Source organism: Pseudomonas sp. NFX1 (genome assembly GCF_051123555.1).
In the GTDB taxonomy this organism is placed as follows: domain Bacteria; phylum Pseudomonadota; class Gammaproteobacteria; order Pseudomonadales; family Pseudomonadaceae; genus Aquipseudomonas; species Aquipseudomonas capeferrum.
In genome coordinates this window covers 5175774-5194944 of record NZ_CP169366.1, presented here as the reverse complement: position 1 = coordinate 5194944, position 19171 = coordinate 5175774, and the positions used below count along the sequence as shown (strand labels likewise).

General features: G+C 63.9%; 17 protein-coding genes. 5 read left to right on the top strand and 12 right to left on the bottom strand.

Annotated elements, in window-relative coordinates; genetic code table 11:
* Positions 1–43: 43 nt before the first annotated feature.
* Together waaA and DJ563_RS23335 are read right to left on the bottom strand one after the other, a co-directional pair.
* Complete coding sequence (waaA, locus tag DJ563_RS23340; protein ID WP_434518408.1) at positions 44–1315, bottom strand: lipid IV(A) 3-deoxy-D-manno-octulosonic acid transferase; 1272 nt, start codon at positions 1313–1315, stop codon at positions 44–46.
* A gap of 11 nt (positions 1316–1326) precedes the next feature.
* Positions 1327–2217 carry a LysR family transcriptional regulator gene (locus DJ563_RS23335; protein WP_274097544.1) on the bottom strand — a complete coding sequence of 297 codons (891 nt, stop codon included), beginning with the start codon at positions 2215–2217 and terminating at the stop codon, positions 1327–1329.
* A gap of 85 nt (positions 2218–2302) precedes the next feature.
* On the opposite strand from DJ563_RS23335, the gene DJ563_RS23330 reads away from it, so the two are divergent.
* From DJ563_RS23330 to DJ563_RS23315, 4 genes are read left to right on the top strand one after another with little or no spacing between them, the layout of a single operon-like run.
* Positions 2303–2635 carry a DMT family transporter gene (locus DJ563_RS23330; protein WP_033701845.1) on the top strand — a complete coding sequence of 111 codons (333 nt, stop codon included), beginning with the start codon at positions 2303–2305 and terminating at the stop codon, positions 2633–2635.
* Positions 2636–2681: 46 nt separating this feature from the next.
* Positions 2682–3857: an NAD(P)/FAD-dependent oxidoreductase gene (locus DJ563_RS23325; protein WP_274097543.1), complete on the top strand. Its 1176-nt coding sequence runs from the start codon at positions 2682–2684 to the stop codon at positions 3855–3857.
* Complete coding sequence (locus DJ563_RS23320) at positions 3854–4666, top strand: aldo/keto reductase (RefSeq protein ID WP_274097542.1); 813 nt, start codon at positions 3854–3856, stop codon at positions 4664–4666. Before DJ563_RS23325 ends, DJ563_RS23320 begins: the two co-directional genes overlap by 4 nt.
* 37 nt (positions 4667–4703) lie before the next feature.
* Entirely contained in the window at positions 4704–5672 is a 969-nt protein-coding gene (locus DJ563_RS23315; RefSeq protein ID WP_274097541.1) for a metal ABC transporter ATPase, read from the top strand.
* A 30-nt stretch (positions 5673–5702) separates the two neighbouring features.
* Here DJ563_RS23315 and hldE read toward each other — a convergent pair whose 3' ends face one another.
* From hldE to DJ563_RS23300, 3 genes are all read right to left on the bottom strand, one after another.
* Positions 5703–7124 (bottom strand): bifunctional D-glycero-beta-D-manno-heptose-7-phosphate kinase/D-glycero-beta-D-manno-heptose 1-phosphate adenylyltransferase HldE, encoded by a 1422-nt coding sequence (gene hldE, locus DJ563_RS23310; RefSeq protein WP_033701849.1) that lies wholly within the window; start codon positions 7122–7124, stop codon positions 5703–5705.
* Between the two features lie 130 nt (positions 7125–7254).
* On the bottom strand, positions 7255–9063 hold the full coding sequence (gene msbA, locus DJ563_RS23305; protein ID WP_274097540.1) for a lipid A export permease/ATP-binding protein MsbA: 1809 nt from the start codon (positions 9061–9063) through the stop codon (positions 7255–7257).
* A 15-nt stretch (positions 9064–9078) separates the two neighbouring features.
* Complete coding sequence (locus tag DJ563_RS23300; protein WP_434518407.1) at positions 9079–10254, bottom strand: O-antigen ligase family protein; 1176 nt, start codon at positions 10252–10254, stop codon at positions 9079–9081.
* Between the two features lie 101 nt (positions 10255–10355).
* On the opposite strand from DJ563_RS23300, the gene DJ563_RS23295 reads away from it, so the two are divergent.
* Positions 10356–10961, top strand: coding sequence for a lipopolysaccharide kinase InaA family protein (locus DJ563_RS23295; protein WP_033701851.1), 606 nt, complete (start codon positions 10356–10358; stop codon positions 10959–10961).
* A 3-nt stretch (positions 10962–10964) separates the two neighbouring features.
* Here the strand turns inward: DJ563_RS23295 and DJ563_RS23290 are convergent, their stop codons facing one another.
* From DJ563_RS23290 to DJ563_RS23260, 7 genes are all read right to left on the bottom strand, one after another.
* Complete coding sequence (locus tag DJ563_RS23290) at positions 10965–12056, bottom strand: glycosyltransferase (protein ID WP_434518406.1); 1092 nt, start codon at positions 12054–12056, stop codon at positions 10965–10967.
* A gap of 46 nt (positions 12057–12102) precedes the next feature.
* Positions 12103–12876: a glycosyltransferase family 2 protein gene (locus DJ563_RS23285; protein ID WP_434518405.1), complete on the bottom strand. Its 774-nt coding sequence runs from the start codon at positions 12874–12876 to the stop codon at positions 12103–12105.
* A gap of 65 nt (positions 12877–12941) precedes the next feature.
* Positions 12942–13898 (bottom strand): glycosyltransferase family protein, encoded by a 957-nt coding sequence (locus DJ563_RS23280; protein WP_095063881.1) that lies wholly within the window; start codon positions 13896–13898, stop codon positions 12942–12944.
* A 48-nt stretch (positions 13899–13946) separates the two neighbouring features.
* Positions 13947–15350, bottom strand: coding sequence for a PIG-L deacetylase family protein (locus DJ563_RS23275; protein ID WP_434519744.1), 1404 nt, complete (start codon positions 15348–15350; stop codon positions 13947–13949).
* Positions 15347–16243, bottom strand: coding sequence for an antimicrobial resistance protein Mig-14 (locus DJ563_RS23270; protein WP_033701856.1), 897 nt, complete (start codon positions 16241–16243; stop codon positions 15347–15349). The genes DJ563_RS23275 and DJ563_RS23270 overlap by 4 nt, the downstream gene beginning before the upstream one ends.
* Positions 16243–17373 carry a glycosyltransferase gene (locus tag DJ563_RS23265; protein WP_274097536.1) on the bottom strand — a complete coding sequence of 377 codons (1131 nt, stop codon included), beginning with the start codon at positions 17371–17373 and terminating at the stop codon, positions 16243–16245. Before DJ563_RS23265 ends, DJ563_RS23270 begins: the two co-directional genes overlap by 1 nt.
* A complete protein-coding gene (locus DJ563_RS23260) occupies positions 17357–19114 on the bottom strand; it encodes a carbamoyltransferase family protein (RefSeq protein ID WP_027592485.1) in 1758 nt (585 codons plus the stop codon). Before DJ563_RS23260 ends, DJ563_RS23265 begins: the two co-directional genes overlap by 17 nt.
* Positions 19115–19171: the final 57 nt, after the last annotated feature.

The window sequence follows — 19171 nt, the reverse complement described above, 5'->3', positions numbered from 1 at the left end:
AAGTAAAAAGTACAACATCTGGCTTATTACTTGAGCGACTACATCAACGTATCAACTTACCCAGCCCATCCAGCAACCGCTGCAAGGCCCCCTGATTGGCCTGCATCACCGCCCTGCCCGCCTCGCCCATGCGCTGACGATCCTGCGGCAATTCGATCAGCCGCCGTACCGCCTCGGCCAGCCCTTCGACATCCTCGACCTGCTGCAACGCCCCGGCTGCCTTCAGCATCGCGCTGATTTCAAGGAAGTTGAACACATGTGGCCCCATGATCACCGGCAATGCCAGCGCTGCCGGTTCCAGCGGGTTGTGCCCGCCAGTGGCGACCAGGCTGCCGCCGACGAAGGCGATGTCGGCCAGTGCATAGAGGAACAGCAACTCGCCCATGGTATCGCCGAGCAGTACGCGGGTCTGGTTATCGACTGCGGCATCGGTTGAACGGCGCACGGTGGCGAACTGCTCGGCACACAGGGCATGCACCGAGTTGAACCGCTCAGGGTGGCGCGGCACCAGTATCAGCAGGGCATCGCCGTGCACCTGCAGCAACGCCCGATGGGCCTGCAGGATCAAGGCATCCTCACCCTCATGGGTGCTGGCGGCGATCCACACCGGACGCTGGCTTGCGCCCCATTGCTCGCGCAGCGCCCTGGCGCGCGGCAGCAGTTGGTCATCGACCTTCAGGTCGAACTTGATCGAACCGGTCACCTGCACACACGCAGGCAGCGCGCCCAGGTTGCGAAAGCGCTGCGCTTCGGTGTCGGTTTGCACCGCGATCAGGCTCATCTCGGCGAGCATCGGCCGGGTCAGCTTGGCGAAGCGCGCATAACCACGGGCGGAGCGCTCGGACAACCGGGCATTGGCCAGCGCCACCGGGATGCCCCGCTTGGCACACTGATGGATGTGGTTGGGCCACAACTCGGTTTCCATGATGATGCCCAGCTTCGGCTGCACATGGTCGAGAAAACGCCCGGCGGCCCATGGCAGGTCGTAGGGCAGGTAGCAATGCTGCACGCGCGGTTCGTCGGCAAACATGGCGCGAATGCGTTCGGAACCGGTCGGGGTCATGCAGGTAAGCGTGATCGGCAGGCCTGGGTAGGCCTTGAGCAGCGCCCGCACCATGGGTGCGGCGGCGATGCTTTCACCCACCGACACGGCATGCACCCAGATGCCGCCCCGCTGCATGGCCGGCAGGTTGAAGGCGAAGCGCTCGCCGATGCGCTGGCCGTAGGCCGGTGCCTTGCGCGCCCGCAGGAACAGGCGCAGCGCAACCAGTGGCAGGCCCAGGTGAAACAGCAAGGTATAGAGAGTTCTGTTCATGGCGGCGAAGTTTACCCGATCGCGCGCAGGTGCACCGCAAAGCGCTCGGCCAGCCATTGCGCGGCCGGCCCCAACGGCTCGTCACGGCGCCAGGCCAGCTCGACGACCAGCGCCGGCGGCCGCCACTCGCTGGCAAGCTCGACCATTTGCGCCTGGTAGGTAGGGTACTGCACCACATGCCGGGGCAGCCAGGCCCACCCTAGGCCGCGCATCAGCAGTTCAGCCATGGCGTAGAAGCTGTCGGCACGCCAGACCTGCGGGCTGATCGCTTCGCCGCCAGGGTAGCCACTCTGCTGCGGGGTGATCAATAACTGCCGGTGGCGTGCCAACTGTTGGCGGCTGACCCTTGCCTGCTGCGCGAGCGGATGGCCGACCGCGCACACCGTGACCATTTCCACACTGCCCAGGGCACGGCGCTCCAGCGACGACGGCATGCTTTCATGATGAAAAAACAGACCAAGGTCGGCGCGCCGCTCCACCAGCTTGCGCGCCACATCACCCTGGGCGGCGCTGGCCAGTTGCACTTCCAGGTACGGGTAGCGGCTGGCCAGCTCGTCCAGGCTGTCGATGACGGGCTGATAAGGCATCGCCTCGTCCTGGGCGACCCGCAACAGGGCCTCCTGCCCGCGCATCAGGGCCAAGGCGCGACCGTCCAGGCGTTCGCATTGGCGCAGCAGTTCGCGGGCGTCCTCCAGCAGCGCGGTGCCGTTTTCGGTCAGCTTGGGCTGGCGGCCGCTGCTGCGTTCGAACAGGGTTACGCCCAGGTCCGCCTCTAGCAGAGCGATGGCGTTGCTCACCGCCGACTGGGCCTTGCGCTGTTCACGGGCAACGGCGGAGAACGAGCGCAGTTCAACGACGCGCACGAAGGTGCGCAGTTGCTCGAGGTTCCACTGTTCGGCCATCAACCTATCTCCATGGGTGATAGGTAATGACTTTACCCCATCCAGGCAACGTCTAGAATGCCCGACCAGTCACCGGAGAACCGCCATGAATGCCTACACCTACCTCGCCATCGCCATCTGCGCCGAAGTCATCGCCACTGCCTCCATGAAAGCGGTGAAGGGGTTCAGCACGCCTCTGCCGTTGCTGCTGATGGTGGTCGGCTACGGCATCGCGTTCTGGATGCTGACCCTGGTGGTGCGCAGCATTCCGGTGGGGATCGCCTATGCCATCTGGTCGGGGCTGGGCATTGTGCTGATCAGCGTGGCGGCACTGGTGATCTATGGGCAGAAGCTGGATGTACCGGCAATGCTGGGCATGGCGATGATCGTCGGTGGGGTGGTGGTGATTCAGCTGTTCTCGAAGACTGCCGGGCATTGATACGGGCTGTATACTTGCCAGCTGTCCCAGTCTTAGAGGTACCGCCATGCCAACCGCCATTTCCACTGACGTGCTGATCGTCGGCGCCGGGGTCGCAGGCCTCTGGCTCAATGCCCGGTTGCGTCGTCAGGGCTTTTCGACCGTGCTGGTGGAACGCGCCAGCCTCGGTGGCGAGCAGACCATCAAGTCTCAGGGCATCATCCACGGCGGCACCAAGTACGCCCTGCACGGCGCCCTGACCGGCGCCTCGGAAGCCATCGCCGACATGCCGCGGCGCTGGCGCGAGGCTTTGGCGGGCAATGGCGAACTGCCGCTGGGCAACACCCGCCTGCTGTCCGAGGCACACTACCTGTGGTCCCCCGGCACCCTGGCCGGCAACCTCACCAGTTTCTTTGCCAGCAAGGCCGTGCGCGGCCGGGTCGATCAGGTCAAGGGCGAGCAACTGCCGCCGGCCCTGCAGGACCGCGCCTTCAAGGGCAAGGTCTATCGCCTGGCGGAACTGGTCATCGACGTGCCCAGCCTGCTGGCCAACCTGGCCGAACTGGCCGGCGACAGCCTGCTCGCCGGCGAGCGCATCGAACCCCTGCGTGACGGCGATGAGCTGGTGGGATTGCGCGTGGACGACCGTGAAATCCGCGCGCAGCGTATCGTGCTCAGCGCCGGCGCCGGCACCGAAGACCTGTTGCATGCGCTGGGCCTGAGCCAGCCGGCCATGCAGCGCCGCCCCTTGCACATGGTCATGGCCAAGGGGCCGAACCTCAAGCCGCTGTATGCGCACTGCCTGGGCGGCGGGCCCAAGCCACGGGTCACCATCACCACCCACCCGGCGGCCGATGGCCAGTGGGTCTGGTACCTTGGCGGCGACCTGGCCGAGGCCGATGGCGTGGCGCGCGAGCCGGCCGCGCAGATAGCCGCGGCGCAAAAGGAAATCGCCAACCTGCTGCCCTGGGTCGACCAGGGCCAGGTCCGTTGGGCAACCCTGCGCGTGGACCGCGCCGAGCCCGCGCAGTCGGGCCTGGTACGCCCGGACAACGCCTTTATCGCCGACCAGCAACGCCTGCTGGTGGGCTGGCCGACCAAGCTGGCGCTGGCCCCGGACTTCAGCGACCGGGTAATCGCCATGTTTGAACGCGACGGCATCCGCCCAGCCGCCCAGGCCGACCTCAGTGGCCTGCCGCGCCCTGCGCTGGGCGTGCCAGCCTGGGAGCGACTGCTGCCATGAGCCTGCCGACCCTGCACGACTTCCATCGCCCCCTGGGCAGTACCGGCCTCAAGGTCTCGCCCCTGGGCCTGGGCACGGTCAAGCTTGGCCGCGACCAAGGCGTGAAATACCCCACCGGCTTCACCATCCCCGATGATGACGAAGCTCGCATGCTGCTGGCCCAGGCCCGCGAACTGGGCATCAACCTGATCGACACCGCACCGGCCTATGGCCGCAGTGAAGAGCGCCTTGGCCCGCTGCTGCGCGGCCAGCGTGATGCGTGGGTGATCGTCAGCAAGGTGGGTGAAGAGTTCGACAACGGCAACTCGCACTTCGACTTCAGCGCCGCCCACACCCGCCGTTCTGTGGAGCGCAGCCTGCGCCGCCTGGAAACCGACCACATCGAGCTGGTGCTGGTGCATTCCGACGGCAACGACCTGGCGATCCTCGAACAGCAAGAGGTCTACCAGACACTTGCGGCCCTTAAGCAAGAGGGCAAGATCCTCGGCTTCGGGCTGTCGGGCAAGACCGTCGCAGGTGGCCTCAAGGCCTTGGAACAGGGCGACTGCGCCATGGTCACCTATAACCTGAACGAGCAGGCAGAACGCCCGGTGCTGGACTACGCTGCCGAACACGGCAAGGCGATCCTGGTGAAGAAGGCCCTGGCCAGCGGGCACATCTGCCTGGCACCCGGAGTCGACCCGGTGCAGGCCAGCTTCGAGCTGCTGTTTTCCCACCCGGGCGTCAGCAGTGCTATCGTCGGCACCATCAATCCGTTGCACCTGGCCCATAACGTGGCCACCGTCGCCCGAATTCTGGGCCAGCATTGAGCCGCCCTCGCGGGCGTCCGACAGGAGGAGGAACCTCGTGCCGCGAACGCTGATCCGCAAGAACCCGAGCAACTTCAAGACACTGCCGCTGCATGTCGAGGCCACCGCCGAAGGCCTGGTTTACCAAAGCATCGGCATGCCGCTGAACTTCGCCCAGACCCAACAGCGGCGCCGGGCCATCCAGTTGCCCGACACACAGCGCTTCGTGGCCGAGCTTGCCAACCTGGGGGTCTCGGTACGCCTGACCCTGCACTGGCAAAACCGCGACTACTGGGTATTGGTCCGTCAGCGACGCCAGGACCGCGGCGACGTGGTGCTGAAACTGATTTCCGGCTATGTCCCCGCTCAAGAACTCAACTTGCCGCTGCACACCGCCGTGCAGGAAGTGGCTGAAGAGTGCCTGCTGGAAACCCCGGAAGGCTGGCTGGGTGGGCGTTTCAATGACACCTGGCTACCGGCACCCTACGCCGCCGCACTGCATTACCGCGAAGCGCTGCCGTTTGTGCTGACGCCGGAGTCTGGTGCCGCACGGCCAGTGCATTGCGCCAACCTGATGCTGCTCGAACGGCCACGGGCCTATGTGCACTTGCCGACCGCCTCGTTGCAGCTCATCTATGACATGCGCCTGCAAGTGCCCAGGGACGCCAAGAAGCTCAGCCTGTTCCATGTCGATGAACGCCTGGAAGGCGACCAGTTGGTGGCTCGGCTCAATCGCAAACGGCCGGACCTGTACCTGATGCCCTTGAAGGACGGGCAACCGTTGGCCGAACTCTACACGCTGAAAAAGGACGAGCTGGTGCCGGCGAGCACACGCGGGCTGTACCTGGCCGAGAGCTTTGCCCGGCAGGAAGGTTGGGTGGTCAGGGATGAGCGGATTCGCTGGCGGGATTGGGTGAAGCAGCAGGGGTTGGTGGAGGCCAAGCCCGGGCGGGCTTCACATCTGCAGCGGTTTGGCGACAAGGCGCGGGCATTGCTGGCCAGGGCGCGGACTTCGTTGCACAAGTAACACCGGGGCCGCAAAGCGGCCCCGGTAACATCAGTTTTTGCGGATTTTCTCGACAATCGCCGTGGTCGAGCTGTTCTCGACCAGCCCCAGCACCTTCACGGTGCCGCCATAGGCCTTGACGATGTCGGCACCCACCACTTGGTCGATGCCATAGTCGCCGCCCTTGACCAGCACATCGGGCTTGACCTGGCTCAGCAGGTTTTCCGGCGTACCCTCGGGGAAGCTGATCACCCAATCCACTGCCCCCAGCCCTGCCAGCACCGCCATGCGGCGGTCGACGCTGTTGATCGGGCGGCCCGGGCCTTTCAGGCGGCTGACCGACGCATCGTCGTTGACCGCGACGATCAGCCGGTCGCCCTGCGCACGCGCCTGCTCCAGGTAGGTGACATGGCCGGCATGCAGAATGTCGAAGCAGCCGTTGGTGAAGACGATCTTCTCGTTGTGCGCACGCGCATCATCGATCGCCAGCAGCAACTGTTCCAGGCCCAGCACCCCGCGCTCGGAGCCCTCTTCGCGCTGGATCGCGCGGCGCAGCTCAGGCGCACTGATAGCGGCGGTACCCAGCTTGCCGACCACGATACCCGCCGCCAGGTTGGCCAGGGCAACCGCGTGCGGCAGGTCTTCACCGGCCGCGATGGCCGCCGCGAGGGTGGAGATCACCGTGTCGCCGGCGCCGGTCACATCGAACACTTCGCGGGCGCGGGCCGGCAGGTGCAGTGCGGGGTGGCCCGTACGCAACAGGGTCATGCCGTGCTCGCCACGGGTCACCAGCAAAGCGCCCAGGTCCAGGTCCAGCAGCAACTGCAGGCCTTTGGCGACCAGTTCTGCCTCATCGGCGCAACGGCCAACGATGGTCTCGAACTCGCTGAGGTTCGGGGTGATCAGGCTGGCGCCGCGGTAAATGGAGAAATCCTTGCCCTTGGGGTCGGCCAATACCGGAATACCCTTGGCACGTGCAGCCTGGATCAGGCTCTGGTGGTTCTTCAGGGCGCCTTTGCCGTAGTCGGACAACACCAGCACCTTGACGCCATCGAGCAGGCTGTCGACCTCCGTACCCAGCGAGAGCGGGTCGGTGGCGAACGGTTCTTCGAAATCGATACGCAGCAGCTGCTGGTGGCGGCTCATGACCCGCAGCTTGACGATGGTCGGCTGGTGCGCGATGCGCTGGAACACCGAGCGCACGCCCGCAGCTTGCAGGCTGTTGGCCAGGCTGTCGGCCGCCTCGTCCTGGCCGGTAACACCGATCAGCGACGCCGGCGCACCCAGGGCGGCGATGTTCAAGGCAACGTTGGCCGCGCCGCCGGGGCGATCCTCGATCTGATCGACCTTGACCACCGGGACTGGCGCTTCAGGCGAGATACGCGAAGTACCGCCATGCCAGTAGCGGTCGAGCATGACATCGCCGACCACCAGTACCGGGGCTTGATCGAAACGCGGCATGGACAACTTCATGGGCAACCCATATGAAAATAATGAACAGGGGCAGGATATTAGCACAGGGCAAGCGACGGCTTTACGGCCAGATCGGGCCCTTGAAAATTCCGGTGACAATCGGGGCCGGCACGGCCCCGATCAAAGAGGTTCAGGTGATATCGGCCTTGGCCGGCTCATCCAGGCCCATGGCATGCAGGCGGGCATAATGGCCATTAGCCTGAAGCAGCTCGGCATGGGTGCCACGCTCGACCAGGCGGCCCTGGTCCATGACCAGGATCATGTCGGCCTTTTCGATGGTCGACAGACGGTGGGCGATCACCAGCGTGGTGCGGCCCTCCATCACATGGTCCAGTGCCGCCTGGATGTGCCGCTCGGACTCGGTATCCAGCGCCGAGGTCGCCTCGTCGAGAATCAACAACGGCGCGTCCTTGAGCAGCGCCCGAGCAATGGCCAGGCGTTGGCGCTGGCCGCCGGAGAGCAGCACGCCGTTCTCGCCGACCTCGGTGTCGAAGCCCTTCGGCAGCTTGTCGACGAACTCCTTGGCGTAGGCATCTGCAGCCGCAGCCTCGATGTGTTCACGCGGGGCACCGGCCAGATCGCCGTAGGCAATGTTGTTGGCGACGGTGTCGTTGAACAAGGTGACGTGCTGGGTAACCTGGGAAACATGGCGACGCAAGTTGCGCAGGCGATAGTTTTCGATCTCCACGCCATCAAGCAGAATCTGCCCCTTGTCGTGGTGATAGAAGCGTGGAATCAATGCCGCCAGGGTCGACTTGCCACTGCCAGAGCGGCCCACCAGGGCGATCATCTGCCCCGGCTCGGCGACGAAGCTGATGTCGCTCAACACCTCACGGTCGGTGCCTGGGTAGGTGAAGCTGAGGTTACGCACTTCCAGACGGCCTTCGACCTTCGCCTTCTCGATGGTGCCGCTGTCCACTTCAGGCTCTTCGTCGAGCTGCTCGAAGATGCTTTCTGCGCCTGCCAGGCCCTTCTGGATGGTCGAGCTGACTTCGGAAAGCTGGCGAATCGGTTTCGGCAACAGGCCCGCTGCGGTGATGTAGGCCACCAGGTCACCGGCGGTAGAGTCACCACGGAGGTACAGCACCAGGAACATCAAGGCGGCCATGGCGCTGTAGATCACCAGCTGCAGCATCGGCGTGTACAGCGAGCCGGTCTTGGTCATGCGTAGCTGCTTGTCGGTGTTGCTCTGGCTGGCGCGGCCAAAACGCTGCTGTTCGTAGGCCTCGCCACCAAAGCTGCGCACCACGCGATAACCCTGGATGGTCTCGGAGGCGACGTGGGTCACATCCCCCATGGCCACCTGGATTTTCTTGCTCTGCTTGCGGAATTTCTTGCTGGCGACGCTGACCATCACCGCGATCACCGGCAGGATGGCAACCATGACCAGGGTCAGGTGCCAGTTCATCCACAGCAGGTAGGCAAACAGGAAGACAACCGTCAGGCCCTCGCGGATCACAACCTTGATCGCATCGGTCGCGGCACCGGTGACCATGGTCACGTTGAAGGTGATGCGCGAGATCAGGTGGCCCGAATTGTGGTTGTCGAAGTAGCGGTTGGGCAGCACCAGCAATTTGTTGAACAACTCGACCCGCAGGTCATGCACCAGGCACAACGACACCTTGGCCAGGAAGTAGTTGCCCAGGAACGAGCCCAACCCCTGCCAGGCTGCGATCAGAATGATCAGCAGTGGCACCGCCTGCAGCAGCTGCAGGTCGCGCAGGTAGGGCACGGTAGGGAACAACACCGCTTGCGGATTGCTCAGGCCATCGACGAAATACTTGAGAATGCCGGCCAGCATTGGCTGGGTCGAGGCGAAGATCACGAAACCGACGATGCTCAGCAGGAAAATGCCGGCATAGGGTTTCACGTAGCTCAACAGCCGGAAGTAGATCTTCAGGCTGGAGGTGTGCTCCGCGGTTCGCGGTGTTTCGGCCATCATCGAGCTCGCTGTTCAGGTTGAACCGGAAATTTTACCACAGGCTTCATTTTCGGCACGCCCCCAGGGCAACAACATGGCCAGGCCGACCGGCAACCAGCTGATGAACCACTCCGCACGCGGCGTACCGGTCAGGCTGGCGGCATCGAACTGCATGGCCAGGGTCGAGTAGACCCAGAAGCACAAGAGTACCTTGCCGAACAGTGTGGCACGGGCCCGGACGATTTCACCGAGGGTGTACAGCCACACGGTCACCCACAGCAGCATGCCAGGCAGGCCCATTTCCACCGCAACGTGGGTGAACATGTTGTGGGTATGGTCGAAGTGCTTGCCGACTGCGCTCACGTCGTACCCGGCGCCCAGGCCCAGGCCCGTCCACGGGTGGGCGGCAATCATGTCCACCACCGCATGGAAGATCTCTGGTCGGTAGGACGAGCCGCGCTTGGCGATCAGGTCGTACATCACATAGAACGCAGCGCCCGTGGCGATGACAGCCAGGATCGAGAACACCCGGCTGTGACGATCACGGAACCACAGCGGCGCCATCACCACCGTGATCACCAGGGCCAGGATCGCCCCGCGGCTCTGGCTGAGCACTGCAAACGCGCCCAGGCAGGCCAGCGCCGCCAGCCACAGCAACTGCATGCCGCGCTTTTGCGGCGGCTCGTACAACAGAAACAGCGCGGCAGCACCGACCACATAGGCACCCAGGATGGGGTGTGAAATTTCACCGATACCTGCCAGCCGGGCCAGCAGCGATTTGCCCTGCAACCCGTAGAAGTTGATGATCGATACCAGCGCGGCGAAGGCCAAAAGGCCACTCCCCAGCAGCAACAACTGGCGGACCCGGGCCAGGCCCAGTTGGGCCAGCAACGGGAACGCCATCAGGAAGACCAGAATGTAGATCAGGCGCTTGATTTCACGCCCCGGCTCTTCGGCCGGCGACCAGGCCAGGCTCAACCCGCTCCAGGCCAGCAGCAACAAGATACTGCCCCACAATGCCGGCTGACGCCGCCAGGCCTGGGCAAACACCTGCCGGGCAGACCACGCCAGCACGAGCGTCGGTAACCACAAAAACAACACCAGCCCTTGCTGGTAGACCTTGTTGCTGGGCGCCAATGCAATCGCCGCCAGGAACCAGACCAGACCCAAACCTAACCAGGCCCGAGCCCAGCGTTTTTCATACAACATCCTTTTCCCCCGATGAATCAAAGACACCATCCATGGTGCTACCGCATTATTTTCGGCATTATTGCCGGTCATTTTGCTCGCCAGACGACAAGGCTCTATTCATGCAATGCTCCCGGCTCACCCAGATCGACTTCGATCAGCTGACACTAGGCGCACAGGTGCTAGAGGCAGACAGCCATGGCGCCAAAGTCTACCTGCTCAAGGATGGTAATTTCCTTAAGGTTTTTCGCCGTAAGCGATTGATTTCATCTGCCCTGTTGCGCCCCTACTCGCAGCGCTTCGTCGACAACGCCGCGCGCCTGGCGCAATTGGGCATTCCCACCCTCGAGGTGATCAGCCAGCACAAGCTCGACTTGCCCGGCAGAACCGCGGTGTTGTATCGCCCGCTGCCCGGGCGGACCCTGCTGCAGATGTCGCGCGACGCCGACTTCAGCTGGGACACCTATCTGCCGCGATTGATCGAACTCATACGCCAACTGCACCGCGCGGGTGTCTACTTCCGCTCACTGCACCTGGGCAATGTCGTGGTGACCCCCGATCAGCGCCTGGGGTTGATTGATGTGGCCGACATGCGGTTCCTGCGCCCGCCGTTGTCTGCCCGCATGATTCGTCGCAACGTGCAGCACATGGTGCGCTACATCGAGCGGGAGAACCTGGGTGACCAGTTCCCCCTCGCCGACTTCGAGGCAGCCCTGCTGGCCCGCTGAGGGTCAACCCCGCAGCAGGCTTTGCGAGCCATTCTGGAAGGCTTGCCAGGCCTGCTCCGGCGCCAGCGCCTGGCGTTGCCGGGCGGCCACGGCTGCGGCGTCTGGCAGGCTGCAGCGCGCTATCGCCTCGGCCCAGGCATGCTCATCGGCAATGGGCAGGTAGCCACCGGTGTCCAGCAACTGCTCACGGAACACCAGCAGGTCGCTGCACACCACCGGTACATCGGCCATCACCGCCTCTTGCACCACCAGCCCCAGGCCCTCCGAGCGCGAAGGTACCAATAGCCAGTCAAATGCCCGGTACAGCCGCTGCAGGTCTTCACGGTGGCCGCACAGGTGGACCTGCCCGGCCAGGCCCAGTTCGTCGATACGCGCTTGCAGCACGGCATGCAGAGGGCCTTCACCAATGATTGCCATCTGCAGATCGGGTTTGTGGACAACGGCCTTGGCAAACGCCTCGATCAGCATTTCAAAGCCCTTGCTTTCGACCAGCCGCCCCACCGCACCGAGCACCTGGCCGTTGCCTGGCCGCAACGCCAGTGCCTGCCTGGCCTGCTCGCGGCTCAACAGCGGTTCGACGAAGGCCCGAGGGTCGAGCGCCATGCGCAGGGTCTGTACCGGCCGCCCAAGGTCATGCTCCAGGGCTTCGGCAAGCGTGTGCGAAACCGCTGCGATGCTCAAGCGCTCGGCGGGCAATGCGCGCAACAGGCGGATATCACTCGCCGTCAGGCGCGTCTTGCCGTGGAACAGTACCTTGGCACGCACCTCGGGAATCTGCTGCAGCAGCGGCAGCACCAGCCTTGCCACGCCGACACCGTCGAGCAGCACGATCTCGGCCTGGGCCTCGGCCAGCGCCTTGCGCAGGCGCATGCGCAGCCACGGCCGCAGCAGGCGCCACAGGTGCCGGCCCTTGAGCGCACGCGGCGGCATGTGCCACTCCCGGGTCGAGCCGAGCCCACAGCACAGCCCGCTGCCCAACAGCAGCCAGTTGCTGATCCTGGCATCGGGGCCGGCGTGCGACAGCACCTGTCGGTGAACCTTGTGGATGGACATGTACGGCGAACCGCCTGCCCACATCATATTGACGATGTTCATGGGGTTAGCGCCCCTCTCCCGCTCAAGGTCAGGTGGGACTGCGACTTCATTGAACAAAAATGGTGATACCCATGCCAATCACGGCACCTGCCACCAGCGTCAATGCCAGCTTTATCCGATCACGTTGACGACGTTTGGCCTTGCGCTCCACTTCTATGGGCAAGGTCACGTGATTACCAAATCCTGTGTGCAATACTGCATCACCCTCCAAGGTGACCGCTGTCAGATTTAACTCAGCATAACGACGGGAAAGCGCCTTTTCTCCAGCATAGGCGGCAAATGGTGCGCAGCGCTGATAATCGCTCAAACGACGCAGGCCGGGGTTGAGCGAAAACGCTTGCCACTCCGCTTTTTCGGAGAGCAGTGGGTAGCAAGGCACGCCCGCGATCACCTGCCGGTCGCCAAGGTGGATGTAAGGGCTGTGCACGGACAGGTCATGGGCATGGCTGCGCAGCCAGACCTGCAGCAGGTTGGGGCTGACCTCCAGGATCGCCCGGGAATCTTCGACAAAGCCCTGCCGGTAGAAATGCCAGTCATCCTCGCAATGGAAGATGTAAGGCGTCTTGACGTGGCTGTAAGCCAGGTCGATCGACGGCAGCTGGCCCAGCTTCGGCCGATTGACGAACACCTTGCAATACGGTTTCCAGTGCTCTGGCACTGCCCCATGCACGGCATCGTCACCGGAATCTTCGGTGATGAAGACTTCGCGAATGGGCGCGGTGTTGTAGCGATCGAAACTCTCAAGGGTGTCTTTGAGCAGATCGAACCGCCCACAGCTGGTCACGACCAGCGTGACATCACTCTCATTTGAAAAGCGCACCGGACTCCCTCCGCATTGCGACAATCGACTTCCAGCACCCGCTCCGTAGGCACGAAAGTGCTTTATTAAATGCCCAGTTTCAGGCGTAGCCGCTGCCAGGCAGACAACGGCGGATGAGGCCTGAGCGCAGGGCGCATGTGGTCGACGATGCTACGTCCAACTTCACCGAAACTGAAACGAGAAACCGCCAGATGGCGGCCATTTTCAGCAATCCGCTGGGCCAGCGCAGGGTCGGCGCGCAAACTGCGCAGCTTTTCCTGGAGGGTCGGGATGCTGTCATAGAACACCACGTTGTGCATGTCCTGCAGGCCCAGGGCGCGGTTTTCTTCCTCGCCCTGGTCGAACGCCAGCAACACACAGCCACAGGCCATGGCCTCGAAGTTCTTGATCATGTACTCGCCCATGCCGACATCGGCACTGACGAAGAAACGAATACGGTTGAGCGTGTTGCAATAGTCCTCGCCCGACTTGGTGCGGGTCACCACCAGGTTCTCGACCCGCCCCAACTCGTCCAGCAGCGCCTTGCGCCCGCTGTAGGCAACGCTGTTGGTACTGCCGACGAACGCCAGGTCGATATCGCGCTCACGCCCCTGGTCGGTCAGCAGCTGCTCATCGTAGCCCTTGGGCACGAATACCGCGTCAAAGCCTTCCTGGCGCAGGCGCTCGCTGACCATGTAGCCCGAACTGATCACCCGCGCCCACGGCAGTTTGCGGTAATGCGCGCTGAACTTGCCGGTGTACTTGCAGGGGATGTAGTTCTGATAGGCGTCATGTTCGAGGATGACCAGGTTTGGCACCGTCTGGATGAACGCCACCTGGCGGATTTCCTGCTTGAAGCGCAGGAAGAACACGATGCGGTCGTAACGCTCCACCTGCACTTCACGCTTGAAGTAGCGGCGCAGGTTACGCTGGTCTTCACTGGTCAGCCAGCGCAGGTCACATTCGCAGTTGGCCGCGACGCCATCGTACAGGCGGTCGAGGATCGCCCGCTGTTCCTTCTGCACCAGAAATAAGACTTTCATTGCTTTCCTTGGGCGCGCTGCGCCATCGCGGTCAACCATGGGCATTGTTTACAGCTCACGGCGCCAGAACAGTTCATGCCGGCGCACAGCCTTGCGGAAGAATTCGTTTTCGCCATAGGGCGACGGCCTGCGCCCGGCCAGCCAGCGTTGCAACAATCGCCGCAGGCGGCGTTTGAACGGCGCGGGGGGCTGCAGGTCGTGCATCATGCCCAGGGCCATGGCCTTGTCGTGCTGGGTCGACACGTCCAGCACCAGCGAGCACGGTGCCCACGACTGCTCGGCACTCAGTTGTGGCGGCAAGGCCACACCGTCGCCGCTGTCACCCATCGGCCAGCGGTCGTTGTCATGCAGGTGGTTGGCGTAGCACAGCAGCGTTTGCGGCTGCCACGCCAGGCCTTGCAAGGCTTCCAGCACGGCCGCCTGGGCACAGACATGATCGGGGTGCGGGTCGAGTTGCGGGTGCGGCATGACCAGCACCTCGGGCTTGGCCATTGCCAACAGCGCACGCAGGTCGGCCAGCAGGTTGTGCCAGGTCGGCGCACCGTCATTGTCGGCCGGCAGCGGGAACGGATTGAACTGGCGGAACGGGCGGATATCGGCCATGTCGGCTTCGCGTGAAGCCGCCGGTACATCTGGCGCGGCCTGCATGGTGGGCAGTTGCAGGCAGAAGTAGCCCAACTGCACGCAGCGCGATTGCGGCACACCAGCCCAGCGCGGCACGGCAATGCTGTCCCAGGCGCGCAAGCGCCCTTTCAGGCGCGCCGCCTCGGCCTTTCCCAGGCCCATTTTCTGATAGTGCTCGGCTTCGATCTCGCCGGCAGTCAGGGTGACCACCCAGGTTTCGTCAGCCTGGCTGTACAGCCCATAAGCCGCCAGCTCGGCATCATCGGCATGCGGCGCAATCACCATCACGCGGCGGCGCTGCAATTCGACCCTGGGGGTTATCCACAGGCGCGGTTCGCCCTGCAGCCGGCAATGGCGGCCACGCACACGCAGCGTGCCGGCTTTGAGCGGCAAGGCCATGCCGGTCAGGTTCAGGAAGCGAACCCCGTCGACGCCGCGCTCGAAAGTTTGCCGATCACTCAGCGCATCCGCAGAAAGCTCCACCCGCGGGTCGAGAAAGCGCCCCAGCCAGGTGCTCTTTATCCGCAGTTCCAGGACGAGGGTCTCGTCACCTTGCAGTGTCGCATCGGCCTGCAGCAGCCCACCCTGCAGGCTGGCCGCCGCCGCGCGGGTTTGCTCACCGAAGTTGTAGGCGTAATCCTCACCGGGTGCGTAGAACAAGTGATCGGCGAACCAGGCCTCATGGGCGGCCCAGACCAACGGCAGCAACAACAGCGGCAGCCACCACCAGGCCAGTACCCCCAGCGCGATCAGTGCGATCAGGCCGGCAAGCAGGCCCAGGCGCTTGTTGCGCCGATGGCGCTTGAGCAATTGCTGCTTGCGGCTCACGCCTGGAACACCGGCACGGGGTTGCACCAGCGATCCTTGTACTCACGGTCGGCACGGCCGAACGAGAACCGCAGCGGCTTGTTACGTGCGCGGGCGTCTTCCCAGGCTGCCTGGGTGTTGAGGAAGCTCAGCACGCTACCGGGGCTGAATGCCTTGGTCTCGGGGTCGACGCCGCCGTTGACGTACTCGACGCTGATCCACTCGGGCGCTTCGACCCGGTACACCAGCTGAATCGCGATCGGCTTGTCGTCCAGCAGCAGCACCGAACCGATCAGCAGCTCGCGCAAACGCTCAAGCACCTCGGCCAGGCGCTCGGCGCCGGTAGCCGGGAAGCCCCAGCGGCGCTGGAACAGGTCACGGTACATGGCGGCGATCTGGCCGGCGTCGAAGTCACTGATCGGCCGCACCACCCCGCCCGCCTCTTCCAGCAGGCGCAACTCGCGGCGCTGGTTGTAGCGGAACTTTTTCGACAGGTCTTCATGAGCGCGGGCCATGGCCAACTGCTCGGTCTGTGCCTTGAGGCCAGTGAAACGACCCTGGTTCAGCTCGGACAGGTAACGCGCGGCATGGCGCAGCGGCGCGCTGGCATCGGCGGCGGCCGGCAGGATGATCTCGGCATTGCCCAGGTCGAACAGGCCTTTCTTGCCCGCGCGCTTGAGCACGTCCTTGGACAGCGCCAGGTGGCGCCCCCAGGTCGGGATCGCCGCTTTCAGCTCGCCGTCTTGCAGCCAACCCAGGTAGCGCACGGGGATCTGCGCCAACTCGGCCAACTGCTCGACCACCCGCGGATGAGTGGCAACGCTGCCACCAAACCGCGCCCATGCCTCGGCATATGCCTTGGCGTCGATGACTTGCCAGCCGCGCTCGCGGAAGGCTTGAATACGATTGAGCATCACGCCTTCGCCACCAAGGCACGCACCTGCGGCAGTTGCCAGAAGGCTTCGCGTACCGCCGAATCGGAGAAGCGCTGGTGCAGGCGTTGCAGCATGTGCTCGGCGCACGCCTCGCGCTGTTGGTCGTCTAGCGCGGCCATGTGCTTCAGGCCTTGAGCCAGCTGCGCAGCATCGCCAAGCGGGAACAGCACACCCACACCCTCGACCACTTCGCGTGCCCCACCACAGGCCGTGGCCAGCAGTGGTACGCCCGCGACCATGGCTTCGAGCAGGACCATGCCGAACGGCTCATGGTCGGAACTCAGGGCAAACACATCGAACGCCTTGAAATAGCGCCGCGCGTCCGGCACCTGGCCGAGGAAATCCACCTGGCCGGCAATGCCGAGCTCGGCCGCCAATGCCTTGAGTTGGGCTTCGAGGCGGCCTTTACCCAGAATCGCCAGGCGCGCGCCTGCGGGGAGCCCCGGCAGCGCTTCGGCAAAACCACGCAACAGCGTGGCCTGGTCCTTGTCCGGGTGCAGGCGCCCGACATTGCCGACAATCCACGCCTGAGGGTCCAGGCCAAGGGCCTGGCGCGCCGCTTCACGCGGCACCAATGCCGCTTGCAGGGCCTGGATGTCGATACGGTTGTACAGAGTCTGGATGCGTTCGGCCGGCCACTGCGGCAGGCAACGGCGCATGTCGTCACGCACCGCATCCGAAACACCCAGCAGGCTCAGGCGCTTGCTGAACAGGTTGGCAAACAGCCGCCGCCCCTTGCGCTGATAGTCGCCAAAGGCATGGTGCACACCGATTACCGGTAGGCCAGTACCCAGCAATGCCACATAGATCGGCTTGAACCGGTGGGCGATGCAGAAACTGAAATTGCGCTCGGTAGCAATCCGCCGCAAGGCGCGGATGGCGCCGAGCTTCAGGCCACGCACAGCCTTGGAGCTGAACTCCAGGAACAGCACCTCGTCCGACGCGCAGCCCGCCGCAACCTGCGGGTCGGCGGCGCCGGTGAGAAATACCGTGGTGACCTGGTAGCCACGCCCCTGAAACAGGCTGGCGTACTGACGGGCACAGTCCAGGAACGGCCCGTCATAGCCATGGCAGAACTGCAGGATGCGCGGTTCAGAGCGGCTGGTCATACGCGGCCGCGCCGTCCTTCACTACCAGGATGTCTTCCATGATCAGGTACTGCAGGTCCGAGCCAAAGAACATGTTCAAGGCATCGGTCGGCGAGCAGATCATCGGTTCACCACGGCGGTTCAGCGAGGTGTTCAGCGAGACGCCGTTGCCGGTCAGGTTTTCCAGCGCCTTCATCATGTCGTAGTAGCGCGGGTTGTACTCGCGCTTGAGCACCTGAGCACGCGAAGTGCCGTCCTCGTGGACCACTTCCGGCACACGGGTTTTCCACTCTTCAGCCACTTCGAAGGTGAAGGTCATGAATGGCGCCGGGTGGTCGACCTTGATCATCTGCGGCGCGACGGTGTCGAGCATCGACGGGCAGAAAGGCCTCCAGCGCTCGCGGAACTTGATCTGGTGGTTGATACGGTCAGCCACGCCTTCGACGCTCGGGCAACCGATGATCGAACGACCGCCCAGGGCGCGCGGGCCGAACTCCATACGGCCCTGGAACCAGGCCACCGGGTTGCCGTCGACCATGATCTTGGCGATCTGCTCTGGCATGTTGTCGAGCTTGCGCCACTTCGGCTGGTCCGGGTGACGGGCGCAGGCGGCGATCACGTCCTCGTTGGAGTACGACGGGCCGAGGTAGACGTGTTCCATCTTCTCGACCGGCACGCCACGGGCGTGGGAAACATAAGCAGCAGCACCCACCGCAGTACCGGCGTCACCGGATGCGGGCTGGACGAACAGCTCCTTCACATCCGGGCGGGCGATGATCTTCTGGTTGAGCTTGACGTTCAGCGCGCAGCCACCGGCGAAAGCCAGCTTGCCAGTCTGCTTCAAGGTGTCGCCCAGGTAATGGTCGATCATCTGCAGGGCCAGCTTTTCGAACAGCGCCTGCATGCTGGCTGCGTAGTGGATGTACGGCTCGTCGGCAATGTCGCCTTCGCGCTTGGGGCCCAGCCATTCGATCAGCTTCGGCGAGAAGTAGAAACCCTTGCCCTTCTCTTTATAGCGGCGCAGGCCGATGACGTTGGCGTATTCGGTGTTGATCACCAACTCGCCGTTCTCGAAGCTGGCCAGGCGCGAGAAGTCATACTTGCTGGCATCGCCGTACGGCGCCATGCCCATGACCTTGAACTCGCCGTCGAGCATCTCGAAACCGAGGAACTCGGTGATCGCGCCATACAGGCCGCCCAGGGAGTCCGGGTCGAAGAACTCCTTGATCTTGTGGATCTTGCCGTTTTCGCCGTAGCCGAAGAAGGTGGTGGCGTACTCGCCCTTACCGTCGATGCCGAGGATCGCGGTCTTTTCCTTGAAGCCCGAGCAGTGGTAGGCGCTGGAGGCGTGGGCCAGGTGGTGCTCGACCGGCTCGATCTTGACCTTTTTCGGGTCGAAGCCCAGTTGCTCCAGGCACCAGACGATCTTCTTGCGGTAGCGCTTGTAGCGGCGGTTGCCCATCAGGATCGCGTCGAGGGCGCGGTCCGGGGCGTACCAGTAACGCTTGGCATAGTGCCAGCGGGCCTTGCCGAACAGGCTGATCGGCGCAAACGGAATGGCTACCACGTCGACGTCGGACGGTTTGATGCCCGCCTGCTCCAGGCAGAACTTCGCCGACTCGTAGGGCATGCGGTTCTTCGCATGCTTGTCACGCACGAAGCGCTCTTCTTCGGCGGCGGCAATCAGCTTGCCGTCAATGTACAGGGCCGCGGAAGGGTCATGGCTAAGGGCGCCGGACAGGCCAAGAATCGTCAATGCCAAGGGATTAGCCTCTTCATTCGGTAGAGATGCGCCAGCGGCCTCATGGGCGGGTGGCGG

Coding starts and splice junctions, on each gene's coding strand:
- waaA (WP_434518408.1), bottom strand. CDS start 1,315: ATGAACAGAACTCTCTATACCTTGCTGTTTCACCTGGGCCTGCCACTG.
- DJ563_RS23335 (WP_274097544.1), bottom strand. CDS start 2,217: ATGGCCGAACAGTGGAACCTCGAGCAACTGCGCACCTTCGTGCGCGTC.
- DJ563_RS23330 (WP_033701845.1), top strand. CDS start 2,303: ATGAATGCCTACACCTACCTCGCCATCGCCATCTGCGCCGAAGTCATC.
- DJ563_RS23325 (WP_274097543.1), top strand. CDS start 2,682: ATGCCAACCGCCATTTCCACTGACGTGCTGATCGTCGGCGCCGGGGTC.
- DJ563_RS23320 (WP_274097542.1), top strand. CDS start 3,854: ATGAGCCTGCCGACCCTGCACGACTTCCATCGCCCCCTGGGCAGTACC.
- hldE (WP_033701849.1), bottom strand. CDS start 7,124: ATGAAGTTGTCCATGCCGCGTTTCGATCAAGCCCCGGTACTGGTGGTC.
- msbA (WP_274097540.1), bottom strand. CDS start 9,063: ATGGCCGAAACACCGCGAACCGCGGAGCACACCTCCAGCCTGAAGATC.
- DJ563_RS23300 (WP_434518407.1), bottom strand. CDS start 10,254: ATGTTGTATGAAAAACGCTGGGCTCGGGCCTGGTTAGGTTTGGGTCTG.
- DJ563_RS23295 (WP_033701851.1), top strand. CDS start 10,356: ATGCAATGCTCCCGGCTCACCCAGATCGACTTCGATCAGCTGACACTA.
- DJ563_RS23290 (WP_434518406.1), bottom strand. CDS start 12,056: ATGAACATCGTCAATATGATGTGGGCAGGCGGTTCGCCGTACATGTCC.
- DJ563_RS23280 (WP_095063881.1), bottom strand. CDS start 13,898: ATGAAAGTCTTATTTCTGGTGCAGAAGGAACAGCGGGCGATCCTCGAC.
- DJ563_RS23270 (WP_033701856.1), bottom strand. CDS start 16,243: ATGCTCAATCGTATTCAAGCCTTCCGCGAGCGCGGCTGGCAAGTCATC.
- DJ563_RS23265 (WP_274097536.1), bottom strand. CDS start 17,373: ATGACCAGCCGCTCTGAACCGCGCATCCTGCAGTTCTGCCATGGCTAT.